This is a genomic window from Acinetobacter sp. ANC_7682, assembly GCF_056779795.1.
Genome location: NZ_JBWYIQ010000026.1, coordinates 17634 through 39082 on the forward strand (window position 1 = coordinate 17634; position 21449 = coordinate 39082).

Consider the following 21449-nt stretch of genomic DNA (forward strand, 5'->3'; position numbering starts at 1 on the left):
CAACCGCATGTCTAAGATTATTGTTCATGATATGACTTTACGTGATGGTATGCATCCGCAGCGCCATCAAACGACTGTTGAGCAAATGATTGCAATTTCAACGGCACTTGATGATGCAGGCGTACCATTAATTGAAGTCACTCACGGTGACGGTCTTGGTGGTTCATCAGTAAACTACGGTTTTGCTGCTGCGACTGACGAAGAATACTTATCTGCTGTTGTACCTCGTATGAAGAATGCAAAAGTTTCTGCATTACTTCTTCCTGGTATCGGTACAGTTGACCATTTAAAAATGGCGCATGAAATCGGTGTATCAACGATTCGTGTTGCAACTCACTGTACTGAAGCTGACTGTTCTGAACAGCACATCACCGCTGCGCGTAAATTAGAAATGGACACAGTGGGCTTCTTAATGTTGGCTCACATGGCAACTCCTGAGCGTCTTTTAGAAGAAGCGAAGAAGATGGTGTCTTACGGTGCAAACTGTATTTATGTTACAGACTCAGCAGGTTATATGCTTCCTCAAGATGTAATCGATCGCGTTGGTCACTTACGTCAACACTTGGACCCAAGCATTGAGTTAGGTTTCCACGGTCACCACAACTTAGGTATGGGTGTATCAAATACTGTTGCTGCGGTTGAAGCAGGTGCAGTACGTGTGGATTTAGCATCTGCTGGTCTTGGTGCTGGTGCGGGTAATACACCACTTGAATTGTTTATTGCTGTTGCTAACCGTATGGGTATGGACACTGGCGTTGACTTGTTCAAAGTACAAGACGTTGCTGAAGATCTCGTGATTCCAATGATGCACAACCCAATTCGTGCAGACCGTGATGCGGCAACTTTGGGTTATGCGGGTGTTTACTCTTCATTCCTATTGTTTGCTAAACGTGCTGAAGCGAAATATGGCGTATCTGCGCGTGAAATCTTAATGGAGCTTGGTCGCCGTGGTACTGTTGGTGGTCAGGAAGACATGATTGAAGATCTAGCTTTGACTATGGCTAAAGCAAAAGAACTTAACGCATAATTTAAAAGTGATTTGAAAAAGCACTCTTAGGAGTGCTTTTTTTATGAATTTAGAAAAGATACATATAAAAAAACAATTGCGTGAGATGTTTGGGTGCTTATATTGGGTGATTTGGTGTAGAGCGTATCGTATTTGTTAAACTTAAAAACGATTAAATAAAATGGCAAAATGCTTTTGGGTTAATTTGTAAGATATTAAAATATAATAAATTATCCATCGTAAAAGTTAATTTGCTTAGTTACTGAGCTATTATTAATTGTTTATAACAATTAGAGTTTTTAAAGTATTGTTTTTCATCGGAAAAGTCTAAATTTTTTTTAGACTCTAGTCTGATTTCTTCAGAGTGCACAATTTAGCAATATGCTCATCAACGCTGATTTGAGTATAGGATGAAGCCATGCGTCATCAAAAATTATGGCTAGCAATGATTGCTGCAACAACTCTAGGGACAACTTCTGCTCACGCGAATTTTGTGGCTGATTCAAATGTTCAGCTTAAATTTAAAAATTTCTATTTAGAACGTAATTACGATACAGCACCAAATCTAGATTATGGTAACTGGACGCAAGCAATTACTTTAGATGCTAAATCGGGTTATCACGATATTGGTGCAGGCATTCAAGTTGGTGCAGATTTCTTGGCTCAATATGCAATTGGATTGAAATCGCGTGATTCTGTAAATGACATTCATATGCCATATGATAACAGTCAAGGTCTTACAGAACGTGATAATGCTAAAATTGGTGCGACTTTAAAAGTTAAAGTTTCTGAAACTGAACTTAAAGTAGGTGATTTATTGCCGATGTCACCAGTTATTTTCTTCGATCCATCACGCCAATTATTAACTACTTATAGTGGTGCATGGTTAGAGTCGAAAGATATTCAGGATACTAAATTAACCTTGGCATATATCGATGGTATTAATGCGCGTTACGATAATCAGTATCAAGATTTGACCTTATTCCCAAACAATGATTTTGCGAAGGCAGAAGCTCAAGGTCTCACAACTGATGATGGAATGTATATTGTTGGTGTTGATCACCAGTTTACATCAAAGATTGGTGGTAGTTATTGGTTCGCTGATTTAACTGACATCTTCAAGCAACATTATGTTGCTGCAAGCTATAAAACTAAACTTGATGAAAAAACGAATTTAGATGCACATATTCGTTACTTCGATAACAGTGAAACTGGCGATAAACTTTTTGGTGAAATTGATAGCCAAGCAATTTCTATGGGGGCGAAAGTCAACCATGGTATGCATACTGTTCAATTGGGTTATCAAGAGATGTTTGGCGAGCATGGAGATAAAGCGACACTATTCCCAACATTGGGTGGTTGGGTGCCACAACCTTATTTAGATAACTGGTCGGTCGCGAGTTTTATCCGTAAGGATGAGAAATCTTGGAGCGTAGGTTATACCTATAATTTTGAAGAAATGGGTGTACCAGGATTATCTGCAACTGTACGTCATTTCCAAGGTTGGAATATTGATACGGCAACACCAGGTCGAGGTCGCGAGAATGAAAATAACATCATCGTGAACTATGTTGTGCCAGAAGGTAAGTATAAAGGTCTTGGTTTCAACTATATGTTTATTGATACTAATTATAACAACATCAATGTTCCAGGCACCTTGAGTGATTTAGAAGAGCATCGTGTGGCGTTAAGTTATAGTTATAAATTCTAAAAAATGAAATTGATCTCGATATGATGAGCAAGGATCATATCGAGATCTTATCAAGTCATATTCAGAGGGTGAATATTGATTTTAAAAAAAATAAGTAAAAACAGTAATTTATTTAATTGGTAAAAAGAAGGATGCAATCGTAAATTTGTATCAGTTGAAAGGTACAGAGCAGTTAATATAAGCCTGTAAAACTATCATTTGTAAACATCAACTGATGATTGTTTCACAAATATATGATCAGTTATAGACAGTTAGAGGACTATGATGAGCACTGTTCAAATTCCAGAATATAAAACGGATTCATTCTTTGGTTTAGAAGATAAATGGATCGAAACTGCTGAAGGTGAGTTAACCCATTATCATGAAATTGGTGAAGGCACGCCTATTTTATTCCTTCATGGTTCTGGTACTGGTGTATCAGCAGCTGCTAACTGGTGGTTGAATTTACCTGCAATTGGTGAGCAAGCGCGTTGTATCGCAATTGATACCATTGGTTATGGTCAAACTGTCGTTGCACCAGGAACTCAATACGGTATCCGTGCATGGGTTGATCATGCAATTCGTACTCTTGATGCACTTGGTATTGAAAAAACATGGTTAGTAGGTAATTCTCTAGGTGGTTGGTTAGCATTCCAATTGGCACTTGATTATCCAGAGCGTGTACTCGGTATTGTTTCAATGGGTACAGGTGGTGCAAAACAAACTGCAGCCCTAAAAGCGCATGCAAACCCAGTTTTAACAGAAGAAGGTATTCGTAAGACACTTTCAATGTTCGTTGTAAATAAAGACTTAATTACAGATGAGCTGGTAAAAGTACGTTTTGATTCTGCGGCGAATGACTACGCATCTGATCGTTTAATGGATGTTGTGGGTGCGCGTGACCGTGATCGTTTCGAGTTCCCATTAGACTTTGAAAAAATGAAAGATATTACAGTTCCTGTATTATTGATTCATGGTACTCAAGATGTGGTGATTCCTGTGTCTCGTACTTGGGACATTTTAAATATCGTTCCTAATGCTGATGCACATATTTTCAGTCAGTGCGGTCACTGGTCGCAAGTTGAAAAAGCAGAAGAATTTAATACGGTGATCAAAAATTATCTAGCAGTTCATGGTGTTAAATAATTTAAGATCCTAAAAAACTAAAAAAGAGGATGATTTAATCATCCTCTTTTTTAAAACTGAAAATACAGAACATGTGTTCAATACGTTTAAATCTGCATATTGATAATCAATATTGAGCATTGATCTGTTTTAATTCATTAGACTTAAGTGGTAGAGCAAGTCTAGTTAGTTAATGGGTTGTTTAAAAATTAGTCTAATGTAAAGCCTGAATTCATAGAATTTATGATGATATTCGTAAAACTTTATTAGACTAAAGTCTAAGACTGATGGTTGAAATAAAAAATAAAAATCACCGCTATGTTTAGCGGTGATCATTAATTTGAAAAAAAATTAATTAATTACGATTAATATCAAGGTAAAAAACAGAGCTCAGTAAGTCCATAAATTTTTTGACGCCTTCTGAGTTAGTACTTTTTCTATAGCTTGCAAATAAATCGATTGAAGGTAATTCCACGTCTAGCGGGCGAATCACGGTGTTGTTCATCGTCAGTGGTGCGATATATCCAGGTAAAAAAGTACAGCCCAGGTTCATGCCAATAGAATTAATGTTAAAGAGGATATTGTCTGCAGTTTGAACAATATTTAAATTGATTTGATGGTATTTTGCAAAATCTAGAATGATCTTATTTAGGGTTTGAGATTGCTGTTCAGAAGGAATAATGAAATCGATTCCATCGAGCTCTTTTACTGGAATGCGATCGTATTTAGCGAGTGGGTGATCTTTGGGTAGTAAGAAAATCAAAGGTTCTCGTAAAACAAATTGACTTTCGATTTCATCACTAAATAGATTTTGACGAGTAAAAGCGATATCAATTTCGCCTTTTTTTAACATTTTTGACTGATCGGAATTGTTTAAGCTTAACAATTCAATCTTTAAATCCCGGTTTTGAACACGAAGATTAGGGAGAACGTAAGGAAAAATTTTCATTTCAACGACAGGAACAAAGCCAATACGTAACAATTGCTGTTTAGATTTGGCAATCTGACGAGTCATTGCGACTGCTTTGTCTGCTTGGGCTATCGTTAGGCGAGCTTGTTCAAGGAAGACTTGACCCTCCTCAGTGAGTTCTACCTTGCGTTTTGTACGATAAAGCAAAGGGACGCCAATTTCATCTTCAAGATCTTTAATCTGCTGGCTCAATGATGGCTGAGCAGTATAAAGGCGCAAGGCTGCTTTGGTGAAGTTGAGTTCTTCTGCCACAGCAATGAAATATCGTAGGTGTCGTAGTTCCATAAAAAATCATCCAAAGATTGATTCATATAATGTCTAAATATGATCAAGTGCGAGTATAGTTCACAAATGGATATTCGGTGAAGTGGGGCTGAGCATATTGAAATATCAACGTTATTATTAAAATATGGTAAAATTCACGTATTGAGCGATTGATTAATTTATCGATAAAACATCTTGATTCAAACAAAAAAAATATTTCCCCAAAACCCGTTCAAAACTCATTATCTCTGCAAAGTTGAGTCTATTAGTTTGTGTCTAATTTAGTCACAGGAGAGCTTTTCATGAGTGGGAAAATTGATGTGCGCGAAATCGATGCTTTAGTCGATGCACAAAATGGACGTATCACGCCATCTATTTATACAGATCCAGATATCTATGAACTAGAACTTGAACGTGTGTTCGGTCGTACATGGTTATTCCTTTGCCATGAAAGCCAAATTCCAAAGGCTGGTGATTTCTTCAATACCTATATGGGTGAAGATCCGATCATCGTGGTACGTCAAAAAGACGGTTCAATCAAAGCATTATTAAACCAATGTCGTCACCGTTCAATGCGCGTGAGCTTTGCTGACTGCGGTAACACTCGTGCGTTTACATGTCCATACCATGGTTGGTCTTATGGCGTAGACGGCTCTCTTAAAGATATTCCTCTTGAAGATCGTGCATTCCCTCAAGGCGCATGTAAAGAGAAGTGGAGTTTGATCGAAGTAAACCGTGTGAAGTCTTATAAAGGCTTAATCTTCGGTTGCTGGGATGAAACAACTCCAGACCTTGAAGAATACATGGGTGATATCGCTTGGTACTTAGATGGTGTATTAGATCGTCGTCCAGGTGGTACTGAGATCATCGGTGGTGTTCATAAGTGGGAAATCGAATGTAACTGGAAATTTGCGGCTGAACAGTTTGCATCTGACCAATATCATGCATTGTTCTCTCACGCATCTGCGATTCAAGTATTAGGTGCTAAACCTGATGACGAATCTTCGAAGAAACTAGGTGCTGCGCAAACTGCACGTCCGGTATGGGAAACTGCGAAAGACGCGATCCAATATGGTTCACGTGGTCACGGTTCAGGCTTCTTCTTTACAGAGAAACCAGATGCAAACGTATGGGTTGATGGTGAAGTAGCAAACTATTTCCGCGAAACTTACGAAGAAGTTAAAGAACGTCTTGGTGAAATTCGTGCGTTACGTCTTGCTGGTCACAACACGATGTTCCCAACATTGTCTTGGTTAAACGGTACAGCAACACTTCGCGTATGGCACCCACGTGGTCCAAACAAAACTGAAGTATGGGCGTTCTGTATTGCGGATGCTGAAGCGTCACAAGAAGTGAAAGAAGCGTTTGAACGTTCTGCGACACGTGCATTTGGTCCAGCTGGTTTCTTAGAGCAAGATGACTCTGAAAACTGGATCGAAATTCAAAAAGTCTTACGTGGTTACAAAGCGCGTCAAAACAAACTCATTATGGAAATGGGTCTTGGCAACGAGAAAATTCGTGAAGATGGTATCCCTGGTATCACTAACTACATTTTCTCAGAAACTGCGGCACGCGGCATGTACCGTCGTTGGGCAGACTTGCTAATCCATGAAAAATGGGAAGATGTTGAGAAAGCAGCTGACGAATATGAGAAGGAGCTTATGAAATGAGTCAAGTGAGTTTAGAACTTCACCATCAAATTAGCCAATTCCTCTATCGTGAAGCGAAATTGCTTGACGATTGGAAATTTCGCGACTGGTTAGATACGTTAGCTGAAGATATTTCTTACACGCTACGTACAACACCAAATGCTCAAACGCGTGACCGTCGTCGTTCAATTGAACCACCTACAACTTGGGTGTTCAATGATACGAAAGATCTTTTAGAGCGTCGTGTTGCTCGTCTTGAAACAGGTATGGCGTGGGCTGAAGAGCCTCCATCACGTACAACTCATATGGTGAGTAACGTGATCGTAGAAGCTACTGAAGTTGAAGGCGAATACGATGTATACGTTACATATCTTTTGTACCGTACACAAAAAGAGAAAGATGTCACGATTTACTGTGGTAAACGTCATGACAAGATCCGTAAAGTTGAAGGTGGCTTAGGCTTCCAAATTTTCAACCGTAAGATCACGCTTGATCAAGTTACCTATAACTCTCACAACCTGAGTGTATTCTTCTAATGAATAAGATTTTTGTTTGCCAAGTTGACGAATTAGACGAAGGCGAAGCGTTGAAAGTAGATTGCGGCGTTAACGGTATCGATGCGCTTGCAGTGTTTAACAATGGTGGTGAGTTCTTCGCAATGAATGACCGTTGTTCTCATGGTAATGCTTCAATGTCAGAAGGTTATCTTGAAGACGATGGCACTGTCGAATGCCCATTGCATTCAGCTCGCTTCTGTTTAAAAACCGGTCAAGCATTATGTTTACCAGCGACAGATCCAATTCAAACTTTCCCAGTGATTGTTGAAGATGGTGCGTTATACGTTGAGATGGCAGGAGAGTAATCATGGGTTGGCTTAAAGGCGAAGTTGCACTGATCACAGGTGGTGGTTCTGGTTTAGGTTGGGCTTTAGTTGAACGCTTCCTTGAAGAAGGTGCACACGTTGGTGTGTTACAACGTTCACAATCTAAAGTCGATGCTTTAAAAGAACGCTTTGGTGATCAAATTGTTGCAATCGCTGGTGATGTTGCCAACTATGAAGACAATGTCCGTGCTGTAAAAGCAACTGTTGAGCGTTTTGGTAAGCTTGATTGCTTTATTGGTAATGCAGGAATCTGGGATCACTACGCAGATATCGTCAATACTTCAGGTGAGCAACTTGATAAAGCGTTTGACGAAATCATGGGAATTAATACGAAAGCATTAATTCTAGGTGCTAAAGCTGCACTTGATGAGTTAGTAAAATCTGAAGGTTCGATAATCTTCACACTATCTAACTCAGCATTATATTCTGCGGGTGGTGGTCCAGTTTACACAGCATCTAAGCATGCTGGCGTAGGCATCATGAAGGAATTGGCGTACGAGCTTGCACCCAAAGTTCGTGTGAATGCTGTTGCGCCGTCAGGTATGAATGTAAACATTAAAGGTGCTGCATCATTAGGCCAAGAAAATCTAGGTCTTTTAGATGCGCGTGATCCTGAGAAAATCGCGCGTGGTATGCCGTTGAACTTCTTACCTGAGCCTGAAGAAATGACAGGTTCTTATGTGCTCTTGGCATCTCGTCAAAATAACCGACCTTTAACTGGTGTTCTGATCAATGCAGAATGTGGTTTGGGTATTCGTGGTCTACGTCAACCACGTGCTGGTTTCTTTGACGAATAAAATCTAGTCTAAAAAATGGACTTATCGGCAGCCTGTTCTAAGGCTGCCTTCCTTTTAAGGAGTCTCTCATGGCCGTTAAACTTATTTGTGCTTCGCACAGTCCTTTAATGGAATTTGCTTCACCTCAAGATCAGTCAAAAGAGCAAAAAGTACGTGCTGCTTTTGAACAATTATCTGCTGAAGTAAAAGCTTACGATCCAACACTGATCATTACTTTTGGTCCAGACCATTTTAACGGTTTTTTCTACGACCTTATGCCAAGTTTCTGTGTCGGTATCCGTGCTACGGCTGCTGGTGACTGGGATTACGGTAAAATTGACAATAAAATCGATGTTCCTGAAGACAAGGCTTTGGCGCTTGTGCGTCAAGTTCTAGATGAGGGTGTTGATGTTGCATACTCATATCGTATGCAGGCTGACCATGGTGTGACTCAACCATTACACTTCCTTTGTGATGGAAAACTTGATCGTTATAAAACGATTCCAATATTTATTAATGGCGCTGCCGCTCCAATGCCAACCACAAAGCGTACTATTGCTTTAGGTCGTGCGGTTGGACAATATATAAAGTCACTTAATCTTGAAAATGAGCGTGTACTTGTATTGGGTACAGGTGGTTTGTCTCATGATCCACCAACACCTCAAATGGGTTCAGTGCCACCAGAAGTTGAAGAGTTTTTAATTGCTGGCCGTAATCCAACTGAAGAAGCACGTAATGCGCGTCAAGCGAAAATTATTGCAGTTGGTCAGAAACTTGCTGCTGGAGATACATCAGTTGCAGTACCGCTGAGCCCTGAGTGGGATATCGCATTGCTTGAGAAATTTAAACAAGCAGATTTTGCTGCAATGGAAGCGATGACTGAGGCAGAAATTCGTGTCGAAGGTGGTCGTGGTGGTCAAGAAGTGCGTTGCTGGATGGCAGCATTTGCTGCACTGAGCGAAGTTGGTGAGTATGAAATGACAACTCACTGCTATGAAGATATTAGTGAGTGGATTGCGGGCTTCGGTATCGTATCTGCGGAATTAAAAGGTTAATCCCATGAGCAATGTAAACAACATCGTCATCGTTGGTGCGGGTCAAGCAGGCGCAAGTGCGATCCTTGAGCTTCGTGCAAACAAATATGAAGGTAAAATCACATTAATTGGTGATGAAACGCATCTTCCTTATGAGCGTCCACCACTGTCTAAAGACGTGATTTTAAAACCTGAAGAAACCAAGATTGAAATTTTATCTGAAGAAAAATTAGCAGATCTTGGTGTGACAGCAATTCGCGGTAATGGTGTCGTGAAAATCAACGCTGAAGCCAAAACTGTCGAACTTCAAAATGGTGATGTTGTTGCTTATGACAAATTGCTGATTGCAACTGGCGGTGCAGCACGTCGTCTTCCAAACTTCGATGCACTTGGCAAACATGTTTACACGCTGCGTAATCTTGAAGATTCACAAGCCCTTGTACCAGTGTTACAAAAAGGTCAACGTATCATCCTGATTGGTGGTGGTGTAATCGGTCTTGAGCTTGCATCATCTGCACGTTTCAAAGAATGTGAAGTCACTGTCATTGAAATGGGACCAATGGTGATGGGGCGTTCATCGCCACGCATCTTGAGTGAATTCTTGCTTGAACAGCAAAAATTGGCAGGTGTGGATGTTCGTCTTTCAACTTCAATTGCAGATTGCAAGCTTGATGGCGAAGAAATTGTGGTGACTTTAGCTGATGGCGAAGAACTTCGTGCGGATGCTGTGGTTTACGGTATCGGTATTGTGCCAAATGCACAGTTGGCAGTTGATGCTGGTCTTGACGTTGATCTCGCGATCAAAGTAAACGAAAATTGCCAAACCTCGAATGCTGATATTTATGCGGCAGGTGATGTGGCAACTCAACTTCGTGACTGTGGTAACCACCGTCGTGTTGAGACTTGGGAAAATGCCAATCTTCAAGCAGGTATCTTTGCACGCCATGTGATGGGTGTAGAACATCCTACTCCTAATCCAGCATGGTTCTGGACAGATCAGTTGGACATTAACTACCAATTCGTAGGTGATATGGCAGCAGCTGAGTGGTTAGTACGTGGTGAAATCAATCCTGAGCTACGTGCAGAATCTTCATTTGTATTGTTCGGTGTGACTGACGGTATTATTGTTGGTGGTATTACGGTAAATGCGGCTAAAGAAATGCGTCATCTTAAAAAATTGATTAGCAAACAAGCTGCATTTGAAGCAGATAAATATTTAGATCTTAGCCAAGACCTTCGTAAACTTGTGAAGTAAACTTGGTGAGATTGTGCAACAGACCTAGGGTAACTTAGGTCTGTTTTTTATGTGCCTAAGAAAATATTGATTTAATTTTGAGCAAATTATGAATTCTAGTTCCTCGAATATAATGGTTGTTGCGAGTATATATGCCTTATTGGTATTGATATGGGCTGCAACACCACTTGCCATTGTATGGAGTGTTGCAGAAATTCATCCAATGTGGGTGCTCATCATTCGATACTTTGGTGCATCTATAATTGCTTTGGCGTTGCTCAAAATGATGCGTGATCCACTCCCGTTTGATCATGTATCGCTGAAAAGTTATGTGGCTGGTAGCCTAAATTTAATAGGTGCGCAGTTATTTATCTACTTAGCAGCAAATTATTTAACGTCAGGCTTAATGGCACTGATCTTCGGATTTTCGCCATTAATTGCAGGTCTCATTGGACATCTCATCCTAAAAACACATAAGTTGTCTATTTTACAATGGAGTGGAATGGTCATTGCCGTATTGGGTCTCACATTTGTTTTTGCAGAATCTGCAGATGAGCGAGTCAATCCTTGGGGTGTGGTTCTGATGCTGATCAGTATGGTGTCGTATATCAGTTCGATTTTTTGGGTCAAAGAAATTAATGCACCTTTAAGCCCCATGAGTCAGGCGACAGGTTCATTAATCTTTTCAGCTTTAGGATCACTCTTAATCATTCCATTCATTTGGCAACAAATCCCAACTGTGCTACCAAGTACGCAAGCGATGGTGGGTTTTTTGTTTACAATGATCATGTCATCAATTGTTGCGATGCTGTGCTATTTTTGGTTAATCCGCCGCTTAGCAGCGTCGACAGTGTCTTTGAGTAATGTCATGACGCCAGTCATCGCCCTAGTTTTGGGGGCATCCTTAAATAATGAAATTATTCATAATGAAGCCTTGTGGGGGATTGTCGTTGTGATGATGGGGTTGCTGATGTATTTTAATCGAGAACTCTTGAAACTATTCTTAAAAAAATGAGTGAAAAAAAGTGGTTTTAATCACACACGTACAACTACATGAATATATAAGATTCATAATGTTACAAAACTATGCTTTAGCCCAAGCTCGAATTTAGGAATACTGAAAAAGTCAGTTCAAATCAGCAAAAAAAATTGAACATTTTTTGCATAATTTGGACTGTTTTACTTTAGCTCAAGTTCAAACTTATCTAAAATAGAAGTGGTACAGTTTGAAATCTATACAAGTTATCAATTTGTCACATTAATATTTTAGAATCTGCTGGTGAAAACGATAGAAATCTATTTATTTTATTTCAAAATTCGTTATCATCGCGCCCTCTAGTTATAACTCTACACAATAGGCTAACTAGAACTCTATAAAGCACCGAGTCAAAGGACCGCAAGTCACCCGACTTATTTCTATTAACCCATATCAGAGATGGTAATTCGATATGAGCGTTTCTTCTGTAAATCCTGCACCTAATTCTACTAACGAATACTATTTGACTCGCCAAAGTCAGATGGAATCTAATGTTCGTAGCTATCCACGTAAATTGCCGTTAGCGATAGCAAAAGCTCAAGGTTGCTGGGTTACTGATGTTGAAGGTACAGAGTACCTCGATTGTTTAGCTGGGGCAGGAACATTGGCTTTGGGCCATAATCATCCTGCGGTCATTCAAAGTATTCAAGACACTTTAGCGAGTGGTCTTCCATTACATACTTTGGATTTAACGACACCTTTAAAAGATGCTTTTACTGAAGCTTTACTTGCTGAATTACCGGGTGGTAAAGAAGAGTACTGCCTACAGTTCTGTGGTCCATCTGGTGCAGATGGTACAGAAGCAGCAATTAAACTTGCAAAAACATATACTGGCCGTGGCACTGTGATCAGCTTCTCTGGTGGCTACCATGGTATGACTCACGGCTCATTAGCAATGACAGGTAATTTGTCTGCTAAAAACGCTGTTAATGGTTTAATGCCAGGCGTTCAATTCATGCCGTATCCACATGAATACCGTTGCCCACTAGGTTTAGGTGGTGAAGCGGGTGTTGACGCGCTTACTTATTTTTTTGAAAATTTCATCGAAGATGTTGAAAGCGGTGTGACTAAGCCTGCTGCAGTTATCCTTGAAGCGATTCAAGGTGAGGGCGGTGTGGTTACAGCACCTGTGAAATGGTTGAAAAAAATTCGTGAAGTGACTGAAAAGCACAATATCGTTTTAATTCTTGATGAAGTACAAGCTGGTTTCGCGCGTTCAGGAAAAATGTTTGCCTTTGAACATGCGGGTATCGAACCTGATGTTGTAGTGATGTCGAAAGCAGTAGGTGGAAGCTTACCACTTGCAGTACTTGGTATTAAGCGTAAGTTTGATGCTTGGCAGCCTGCAGGTCACACGGGTACTTTCCGTGGTAACCAATTGGCTATGGGTACTGGTCTTGCTACGATCAAAACGATTAAAGAACAAAATCTTGCGCAAAATGCACAAGAGCGCGGTGATTTCCTTCAAGCTGAATTGAAGAAATTAGCTGCAGAATTCCCATGTATCGGTAATGTACGTGGCCGCGGTTTAATGATCGGTATCGAAATCGTTGATGAGCGTAAACCTGCTGACCATATGGGTTCACTTCCTGCAGATGGTCAATTGGCTGCTGCAATCCAAGCAGCGTGTTTCAACAACAAATTGTTGTTAGAAAAGGGTGGACGTAACGGTACAGTGATTCGTCTACTTTGCCCATTAATTATTAACCAAGCTGAATGTGAAGAAGTAATTGTGCGCTTTAAGAAAGCAATTTCTGAAGCATTAGTTGCGGTACGAGGCGCTTAATTCATGGTAGATTTTGCAGAACACCGTAAAGCTTTGCTCTGTAATGATGCTGCATCCATTGCTGACTATACGTCAGCAATGGATCAGGCAACTCAAGCAGTAGCAGCTTGGTTACAAAATGACAAAATGTACACAGGCGGTAGCATTAAAGAGCTTCGCAGTGCAATTGCATTTAATCCTTCTAAAGAAGGATTGGGTGTGGAAAAGTCATTAGAGCGTATGGTTGAGCTATTCCTTAATAAGAGCTTAAAAGTACATCATCCTCATTCTTTGGCGCATTTGCATTGTCCTACTATGGTGACTAGCCAAATCGCAGAAGTACTCATTAACGCAACTAACCAATCGATGGACTCATGGGATCAAAGCCCTGCAGGTTCATTGATGGAAGTTCAGTTGATCGATTGGCTTCGTCAAAAAGTTGGTTATGGTGCAGGTCAAGCAGGTGTGTTCACCTCTGGCGGTACGCAGTCAAACTTGATGGGTGTATTGCTTGCACGTGATGCATGTATCGCGAAAAACTGGAAAGACGAAAACGGCAATCCGTGGTCTGTTCAGCGTGATGGCGTACCTGCGGAAGCGATGCGTAACGTTAAAGTCATTTGTTCTGAAAATGCTCACTTCTCTGTGCAAAAGAACATGGCGATGATGGGAATGGGCTTCCAATCTGTAGTGACTGTGCCTGTTGACGAAAATGCGCGTATGGACATGGATGCACTAGAGAAAACCATGGCACACCTTCAAAATGAAGGCAAAATTGTGGCATGTGTGGTTGCAACTGCAGGTACTACCGATGCGGGTGCAATTGATCCTTTAAAGAAAGTCCGTGAAATCACCAACAAGTACGGCGCGTGGATGCATATCGATGCAGCATGGGGCGGTGCTTTAATCCTATCTAATAATCACCGTGATTTGTTAGATGGTATCGAGCTTTCTGATTCAATCACACTTGATTTCCATAAGCATTACTTCCAAACGATTTCTTGTGGTGCATTCTTACTTAAAGATGAAGCGAACTATTGCTTTATGCATTATGAAGCGGAATACTTAAACTCTGCTTATGATGAAGAGCATGGCGTACCAAACCTTGTTTCTAAATCTCTACAAACTACACGTCGTTTTGATGCGTTGAAATTGTGGATGACGATTGAAGCACTCGGTGAAGAGCTTTACGGCTCTATGATTGATCATGGTGTTACTTTAACGCGTGATGTTGCAGATTATATTAAAGCAACAGATGGTTTAGAGTTATTGGTTGAGCCACAATTTGCATCAGTCTTATTCCGTGTAATTCCTGAAGGTTACCCAACAGAATTACTCGATACACTGAACCAAAACGTTGCGGATGAATTGTTTGCACGTGGTGAAGCGAATATTGGTGTGACTAAAGTCGGTCAGGTTCAATCATTGAAAATGACAACTTTAAGTCCAGTGGCAACTTTAGACAATGTGAAGAACTTGCTTGCGCTTGTACTGGCTGAGTCTGATCGCATCAAAGCTTCAATTGCTGATGGTACATATACGCCACCAATCGATTAATAGATTGTTTTTGAAAAAAAGCGCTCAATTGAGCGCTTTTTTGATATTCAAAATTCATAACTTTGACATATTTTTAGATCATGATTGAAGAAATCTTTATGCAGAATTAGGGGGATAATTATTAAAGAATAAGTAGGTAATAAAAATATCAGTATTTAACCGTAATTATTATAAATCGTTGAAATATAATTAAAAAATAAATAAGCAGGTTGGTGTAATAAAAATAATAAAATCGTAATAAAGCTGTAACCTTATTGTCATATTATCAAATCAAAATGCATGTATCGAAATAAGTACAATACTTCAATAAAAAGTAGCGTACTCCAAATTTGCATAAATTGAGAGATAACATGATGCGCTTTACAAATATTGCAATTGCATTAGCACTTTCTGGGGCAGCTGTAGCAACAACCGCAAATGCAGCACGTGACACAATTCAAATTGCGGGTTCTTCTACAGTATTGCCATATGCAAGTATTGTGGCTGAAGAATTCGGTAATAACTTCCCTCAATTTAAAACACCAGTAGTTGGTTCAGGCGGTTCGTCGGGTGGTTTAAAACAATTTTGTAATGGTGTTGGCGACAATACGATCGATATTGCTAACTCATCTCGTGCAATTAAATCGAGCGAATTGGCTGAATGTAAGAAAAATGGCGTTAACCAAGTATTAGAAATTAAAATCGGTTACGACGGTATCGTATTTGCTTCAAATGCTAACAAAGCAGCTTATAAATTACGTCCACAACATGTATTTGCAGCTTTGGCAGCTGAATTGCCTTCAAACGGTAAAATGGTAAAAAACCCATATACACGTTGGAATCAAATTGATAAATCATTACCAAATGAGCCAATCACGCTTGTAATCCCAGCTTCGAATCATGGTACACGTGAAGTCTTCCAGGAGAAAATGGTGGACGCTGGTTGTGAATCGTATGCTGCTATTAAAGCTTTAGATAAAGATGCCAAAAAGAAAGCTTGCACAACGTTCCGTAAAGATGGTCGTGTTGTGGAAATTGCGGGTGACTATACAGAAACACTTGCACGCTTAAAAACTTCTCCAAGTGCTGTTGGTGTGTTTGGTTTAGGTTTCTATGATCAAAACCGTGACCGTTTACGCGTTGCAACTGTGAACAATGTGGCACCGTCTGAAAACACGATTTTAAATGGTTCTTACCCTGTATCACGCCCATTATTCTTCTATGTAAAAGGTGAACACTTGAAATCAATCAAAGGTTTACCACAGTTTACTGAGTATTTCTTAAACAAGCGTGTTTCAGGTAAAGGTTCTAAGTTAGAAAAAGCGGGCTTAATTTCACTCTCTGACAAAGAACGCGCATCAATTTTGGCAAACTTTAAAGCAGGTAAAGCTGTTAAGTAATCAAACGACAAACTAATGGCAGGAATTATCCTGCCATTGGTTTTTTCATTGAAAAAAGTTTTTTCAAACCATGAAAATTGAAAAGACAGTGGAGAATACATGAATCTGCTACTTATAGGTGTGTTACTGGCGATCATCGCCATTGCCTATCAAATCGGATTACGCAAAAGCCGTAACTTAGCAGGTCAGGGAAATAACTCTGCCGCTTTGCATTCACGTCCTGGTTACTATGGGGCATTAGTTGCGTTGTGGTGTGGTATCCCTGCATTTTTAATTTTGATTGTTTGGAACTTGGTTGAGCCAACGATCTTGGAGCAGGTGGTGCTTAATCATTTGCCACAGGATATTAAAGCAAGTCTAGATCCAGCAAGCCTAAACGTAGTTGTTGACCGTGTTCAAGCGATTGCATCCGGATTTGGTGTCAGTGATACAGCAACGTCCTATGAAGTTGCAGCTGCAGAGCAACTGAGTAAATTTTCAACTATTGGCTCTTTTGCAAAATTAGCAGTTGTCATTTGCGCTGCATTGGCAGGGTTAGTATGGGCAAAAAAAAGAATTAGCCAAGATTTTAGAGCGCGTAATCAGGTCGAGAAAGTCATCAATGTTGGCTTAGCTTTATGTTCTGGTGTCGCAATTCTTACAACACTTGGAATTGTAATGTCGATGTTTGGAGAAGCGATGCGCTTCTTCAGCTTTGTTAATCCTTTTGATTTCTTCTTTGGAACAGAGTGGAACCCGGGTTTCAGTACTTCGGGAAGTGCAGAAGGAAGCTATGGTTTACTTCCATTGTTGTGGGGTACGCTCATGGTCAGTGGGATCGCACTATTGGTTGCTGTACCAGTAGGTTTAATGATCGCGATTTATTTGGCTGAATATGCTTCTCCTCGCTTCCGTTCTTGGGCAAAACCGACCATTGAAGTTTTAGCTGGTATTCCAACGATCGTTTATGGTGTATTTGCACTCATGATTATTGGCCCATTTATTAAAACTGTAGGGGCAATGGTTGGTATTGATATCAACGCAACGAGTGCGCTCACTGCAGGTTTTGTCATGGGAATCATGATCATTCCTTTTGTGTCTTCTTTATCTGATGACATTATTACTCAAGTGCCTCGAGCATTACGTGATGGATCTTTAGGATTAGGGGCGACCAAATCTGAAACGATTCGTAAAGTGGTCATTCCAGCAGCGTTGCCTGGCATTATTGGTGCATTTTTATTGGCTGCTTCCCGTGCAATTGGCGAAACTATGATCGTAGTTCTAGCAGCTGGTAACAGTCCTCTTTTACACGCAAATCCATTAGAAGCTGTTTCGACCGTAACGATTACGATTGTTAATCAATTAACAGGTGATACTGACTTTGCAAGTCCGCAAGCATTAGTCGCTTTCGCACTAGGACTTACATTGTTTGTGATTACTTTAGGTTTGAACATTGTTGCACTTTACATCGTGCGTAAATACCGTGAGCAATACGACTAATGAGTACTTCTAATCCTAATACTCTCGAGACAGTTGATTCAGCAACAGCTGAGCAGCTTAGAGAAAAGCGTAAGAAGACTATTCAGAATTCTTTAGCTAAACGTCATCGTAAAGAAAAGACGTTCCGTTTCTTCGGTTTTTCAGCAGTGATTGCTGGCTTATTCTTCGTAGTATTGCTATTCGGTAGTATTTTAGCGAAAGGCTTGCCTGCTTTTTGGCAAAGTAGCATGAATTTGCCAATCTATTTCGATCCAAAAATTGTTGAAGTTGGTCCAAAGCCTGTACTGGCTGAAGGTGAGAATCCAGCTCAGTATGAAGAACGCTTTATTGAGTGGCAGACTGAAGTTGGCATGGTGGATTGGGATGCATTGATCATCAATGCCATGATCAAACAAGACCCTCAACTTGAAGCCCAACGTGATGATTTAAGCTATATCTATACGAGCTCTGAAGCATATCGTATCCGTGATATGGTGATGAATGATCCAAGCTTGGTTGGTAAAACAGTGGATGTAAAAGTCCTTGCTGATGCAAATATTGATGTGTGGCTTGCAGGTAATATTGATCGTTCTTTGCCAGATGAACAGCAACAACTTAGTCCTGAGATTCGTCAAATTGCCGATGAACTCAAGGCTAAAGGTGTTATCGAAAATTCATTTAACACGAATATTTTCACGAGTCCTGACTCTCGTAGTTCACCAGCGACATCTGGTTTAGCTGGTGCATTCATGGGCTCATTGTTCATGATGTTGATTGTAATCTTTATTTCGATTCCAATCGGTGTTGCATCTGCGATCTATCTTGAAGAGTTCGCACCAAAGAACTGGATTACAGATATTGTAGAAGTCAACATCAATAATTTGGCTGCTGTTCCATCGATTGTATTCGGTTTGCTTGGTGCTGCAATTTTTATTGGTTGGATGCATTTACCATTATCTGCCCCTTTGGTAGGTGGTCTTGTGTTAAGTTTAATGACGTTGCCAACGGTGATTATTACGACACGAGCTTCTTTAAAAGCCGTTCCACCTTCGATTCGCCAAGCTGCATTGGGATTGGGTGCATCAAGACTGCAAACTGTTTTTCATCACGTCCTGCCTTTGGCATTACCAGGTATTTTAACAGGTGCGATTATTGGTGTGGCTCAAGCATTGGGTGAGACTGCGCCGTTGTTGTTGATTGGTATGAGTGCTTTTGTAGCCAGTGTTCCAGCAAGCCCATTCGATCAATCTACAGCGCTGCCTGTACAGATTTTCTTGTGGCAGGGTAATGAACTTCGTAACTTCTTTGAAGGTCGTACTGCTGCAGCCATTATTGTTCTCCTTGCGATGATGATTAGCTTAAATAGTTTAGCGATCTGGTTACGTAAGAAATTTGAAGTCCGTTGGTAGTCGGAGCAAAATATGAATACAGTAACTTCGCAAGTAACTCAAAATTCCTTAAAAAAGGATCAATCAGTGAATTCAGATCAAACACAATTTACATCTCAAGATGCAAATCAAAAAACGTCAACTTCGTTTGTTTCACAATTTGACACGCAAAGCGAAAATAAAAAAGAAGCAAAATCGGATGTTGTAAAACTGAGTACAACTGATGTTCATGTTTATTATGGTGAATCTGAAGCGATTAAAGGCATTGATCTTAATATTTACCAAAATGAAGTGATTGCTTTTATTGGTCCATCTGGATGTGGTAAGTCAACATTCCTACGTACTTTAAATCGTATGAACGACACGATAGATAGTTGTCGGGTAACGGGTAAAGTCATGTTGGATAATCAAGACATTTATGATCCTAATCTCGACGTAGTACTACTTCGTGCGCAAGTGGGTATGGTGTTCCAAAAGCCAAACCCATTCCCAAAATCAATTTTTGAAAACGTTGCATACGGACCTAAACTCCATGGTTTAGCACGTGACAAATATGATTTAGAAGAGATCGTTGAAAATAGTTTACGTAAAGCGGGTTTGTGGGATGAAGTTAAGGATCGTTTGAATCAGCCTGGAACTGGTTTATCAGGCGGTCAACAGCAACGTCTATGTATTGCTCGAACTATTGCAGTTTCGCCAGAAGTGATTTTAATGGACGAACCTTGTTCAGCACTTGACCCAATTGCTACGGCTAAAGTTGAAGAGTTAATCGCTGAGCTTTCAACACAATATACTATTGCAATTGTTACGCACTCAATGCAACAAGCTGCACGTGTATCAGACCGTACTGCCTATTTCCATTTAGGTGATTTGATTGAAGTGAATTCGACAGAAAAAGTATTTACTCAACCTGATCATCAATTGACTGAGGCATATATTACGGGTCGATTTGGTTAATTAAAAATTTAGAAACATAAATAAAAAGAGTCTTCGGGCTCTTTTTTTATTACAAAAATCTGTGGATGAAATAAGGTTATTCCCTAAAATGGAATTCTTAATAAACTGATATCCAGATGACAATGAAAAAAATACTTTGTTTAACAGCATTAATGACCAGTATTTTTATGTTGAGTGCTTGCTCACATACACCAAATCAAAATCAACAAGTAACCACGCAAATCAATACTTCGAATTTGATCGAACAACGTCTCATGAGTCATCTTAGTGCCTTAGAAGATATTGCATCAGCTCATGGCGGTAATCGCGCAGTTGGAACGGATGGTGGTAAGACAACTGCAACCTATATTATTGAAGAGGCAAAAAAAGCTGGTTTGCACGCTCAGATGTTGCCGTTTGAAAATCGCAATAAGATTGTAGGTCAGAATATTATTATCGAAATCAAAGGTAAAAATCCTGATTTAGCTACGATAATCGGTGCGCATTATGATTCTGTGACCACAGGGCCTGGGATCAATGATAATGGTACAGGTGTAGCCGTTCTATTAGAGCTATTACAACATTATTCAAAATCTGAAAATCATCCTCAAAATACAATTTACCTTGCATTTTGGGATTCTGAAGAAGATGGTATCGGAGGTTCGCAAGATTTTGTTGCTAAAATGACACCTGAACAGCTGAAGGGAATAAAGGCTTATATCAATGTTGATATGGTCGGTACAAAAAATCCGAATATTTTGGTTGCTGATGTAGATAAATCTTCATTAAAAGATTTAGAAGCCCAATTTAAGTCTGCTGGATTATCTGAATCTGACTATAAACCAATGATTGATGGCTTAAAGTCTTTACCTAGTCATCCAGAAGATACTGCGCTTGAAGAACATTTAAAATCATTCTTTAAAGCAAAGAACTTAACGATCAAAGAAGACATCACCACTTTAACAGCAAGCGACACATCACCATTTCTAGGAAAAGTGCCGGTCACATCGATCATTTTATTTAATGAACAAGAACGTCCAGGTGCAAAAGAGGGGGAGATAATTTTAGATTTTGCGCCATGTTATCACCAAGCTTGTGATACCAAGGATTTAGTTGATCCAAAATCTATGATTATGGCTCTAGAGGCGATTCAACATCTGTTAAAAGTCACCAACACTCAATAGTTGAGATGACTGAAGAATTATTTAGGCGTATCTCATTTGAATTGCATCATAGGGTGCAATTCAATTTTTTTTACTGAATAAAAAAGATTTATTCGTAAACTCGATCGAAAATATG

Annotated in this window: 18 protein-coding genes; 17 read left to right on the forward strand and 1 reads right to left on the reverse strand. The window is 39.9% G+C overall.

Going from position 1 to position 21449, the window contains the following annotated elements; translation table 11 throughout:
* Nucleotides 1-7 precede the first annotated feature (7 nt).
* The 3 genes from dmpG to AC1M9D_RS10565 all read left to right on the forward strand — a co-directional run bounded on the left by dmpG (nt 8) and on the right by AC1M9D_RS10565 (nt 3842).
* On the forward strand, nt 8-1027 hold the full coding sequence (gene dmpG, locus AC1M9D_RS10555; protein WP_035267135.1) for a 4-hydroxy-2-oxovalerate aldolase: 1020 nt from the start codon (nt 8-10) through the stop codon (nt 1025-1027).
* A 397-nt stretch (nt 1028-1424) separates the two neighbouring features.
* Entirely contained in the window at nt 1425-2717 is a 1293-nt protein-coding gene (locus AC1M9D_RS10560; RefSeq protein ID WP_481612143.1) for an OprD family outer membrane porin, read from the forward strand.
* Nucleotides 2718-2981: 264 nt separating this feature from the next.
* Complete coding sequence (locus tag AC1M9D_RS10565) at nt 2982-3842, forward strand: alpha/beta fold hydrolase (RefSeq protein ID WP_035267132.1); 861 nt, start codon at nt 2982-2984, stop codon at nt 3840-3842.
* A gap of 334 nt (nt 3843-4176) precedes the next feature.
* Here AC1M9D_RS10565 and hcaR read toward each other — a convergent pair whose 3' ends face one another.
* The gene (hcaR, locus tag AC1M9D_RS10570) at nt 4177-5076 is read right to left on the reverse strand and encodes a DNA-binding transcriptional regulator HcaR (protein ID WP_035267131.1); all 900 of its coding nucleotides are present in this window, start codon (nt 5074-5076) and stop codon (nt 4177-4179) included.
* A 281-nt stretch (nt 5077-5357) separates the two neighbouring features.
* Between hcaR and hcaE the strand changes: the two genes are divergently transcribed.
* The 14 genes from hcaE (at nt 5358) to AC1M9D_RS10640 (ending at nt 21334) form a co-directional block, all read left to right on the forward strand.
* Nucleotides 5358-6725: a 3-phenylpropionate/cinnamic acid dioxygenase subunit alpha gene (gene hcaE, locus AC1M9D_RS10575; protein WP_035267128.1), complete on the forward strand. Its 1368-nt coding sequence runs from the start codon at nt 5358-5360 to the stop codon at nt 6723-6725.
* Nucleotides 6722-7240: a 3-phenylpropionate/cinnamic acid dioxygenase subunit beta gene (gene hcaF / locus AC1M9D_RS10580; RefSeq protein ID WP_035267127.1), complete on the forward strand. Its 519-nt coding sequence runs from the start codon at nt 6722-6724 to the stop codon at nt 7238-7240. Before hcaE ends, hcaF begins: the two co-directional genes overlap by 4 nt.
* The gene (gene hcaC / locus AC1M9D_RS10585; RefSeq protein WP_005181999.1) at nt 7240-7566 is read left to right on the forward strand and encodes a 3-phenylpropionate/cinnamic acid dioxygenase ferredoxin subunit; all 327 of its coding nucleotides are present in this window, start codon (nt 7240-7242) and stop codon (nt 7564-7566) included. The genes hcaF and hcaC overlap by 1 nt, the downstream gene beginning before the upstream one ends.
* Before the next feature lie 2 nt (nt 7567-7568).
* Nucleotides 7569-8384 (forward strand): 3-phenylpropionate-dihydrodiol/cinnamic acid-dihydrodiol dehydrogenase, encoded by an 816-nt coding sequence (gene hcaB, locus AC1M9D_RS10590; protein WP_035267124.1) that lies wholly within the window; start codon nt 7569-7571, stop codon nt 8382-8384.
* 68 nt (nt 8385-8452) lie between these two features.
* Nucleotides 8453-9418 (forward strand): 3-carboxyethylcatechol 2,3-dioxygenase, encoded by a 966-nt coding sequence (locus AC1M9D_RS10595; RefSeq protein ID WP_481591390.1) that lies wholly within the window; start codon nt 8453-8455, stop codon nt 9416-9418.
* 4 nt (nt 9419-9422) lie between these two features.
* On the forward strand, nt 9423-10652 hold the full coding sequence (gene hcaD / locus AC1M9D_RS10600; protein ID WP_092767094.1) for a 3-phenylpropionate/cinnamic acid dioxygenase ferredoxin--NAD(+) reductase subunit: 1230 nt from the start codon (nt 9423-9425) through the stop codon (nt 10650-10652).
* 88 nt (nt 10653-10740) lie between these two features.
* Nucleotides 10741-11646 carry a DMT family transporter gene (locus tag AC1M9D_RS10605; protein ID WP_481612144.1) on the forward strand — a complete coding sequence of 302 codons (906 nt, stop codon included), beginning with the start codon at nt 10741-10743 and terminating at the stop codon, nt 11644-11646.
* A gap of 433 nt (nt 11647-12079) precedes the next feature.
* Nucleotides 12080-13453, forward strand: coding sequence for a diaminobutyrate--2-oxoglutarate transaminase (locus tag AC1M9D_RS10610; RefSeq protein ID WP_035267118.1), 1374 nt, complete (start codon nt 12080-12082; stop codon nt 13451-13453).
* Between the two features lie 3 nt (nt 13454-13456).
* A complete protein-coding gene (locus tag AC1M9D_RS10615; protein ID WP_481612145.1) occupies nt 13457-14989 on the forward strand; it encodes a pyridoxal phosphate-dependent decarboxylase family protein in 1533 nt (510 codons plus the stop codon).
* A 353-nt stretch (nt 14990-15342) separates the two neighbouring features.
* On the forward strand, nt 15343-16368 hold the full coding sequence (locus tag AC1M9D_RS10620; protein WP_179997953.1) for a substrate-binding domain-containing protein: 1026 nt from the start codon (nt 15343-15345) through the stop codon (nt 16366-16368).
* A 99-nt stretch (nt 16369-16467) separates the two neighbouring features.
* Entirely contained in the window at nt 16468-17847 is a 1380-nt protein-coding gene (pstC, locus tag AC1M9D_RS10625) for a phosphate ABC transporter permease subunit PstC (RefSeq protein WP_092767091.1), read from the forward strand.
* Nucleotides 17847-19235 (forward strand): phosphate ABC transporter permease PstA, encoded by a 1389-nt coding sequence (gene pstA / locus AC1M9D_RS10630; RefSeq protein ID WP_092767090.1) that lies wholly within the window; start codon nt 17847-17849, stop codon nt 19233-19235. The genes pstC and pstA overlap by 1 nt, the downstream gene beginning before the upstream one ends.
* Nucleotides 19236-19247: 12 nt before the next feature.
* Nucleotides 19248-20171 (forward strand): phosphate ABC transporter ATP-binding protein PstB, encoded by a 924-nt coding sequence (pstB, locus tag AC1M9D_RS10635; protein ID WP_035267112.1) that lies wholly within the window; start codon nt 19248-19250, stop codon nt 20169-20171.
* Between the two features lie 116 nt (nt 20172-20287).
* Complete coding sequence (locus AC1M9D_RS10640) at nt 20288-21334, forward strand: M20/M25/M40 family metallo-hydrolase (protein ID WP_481612146.1); 1047 nt, start codon at nt 20288-20290, stop codon at nt 21332-21334.
* Nucleotides 21335-21449: the final 115 nt, after the last annotated feature.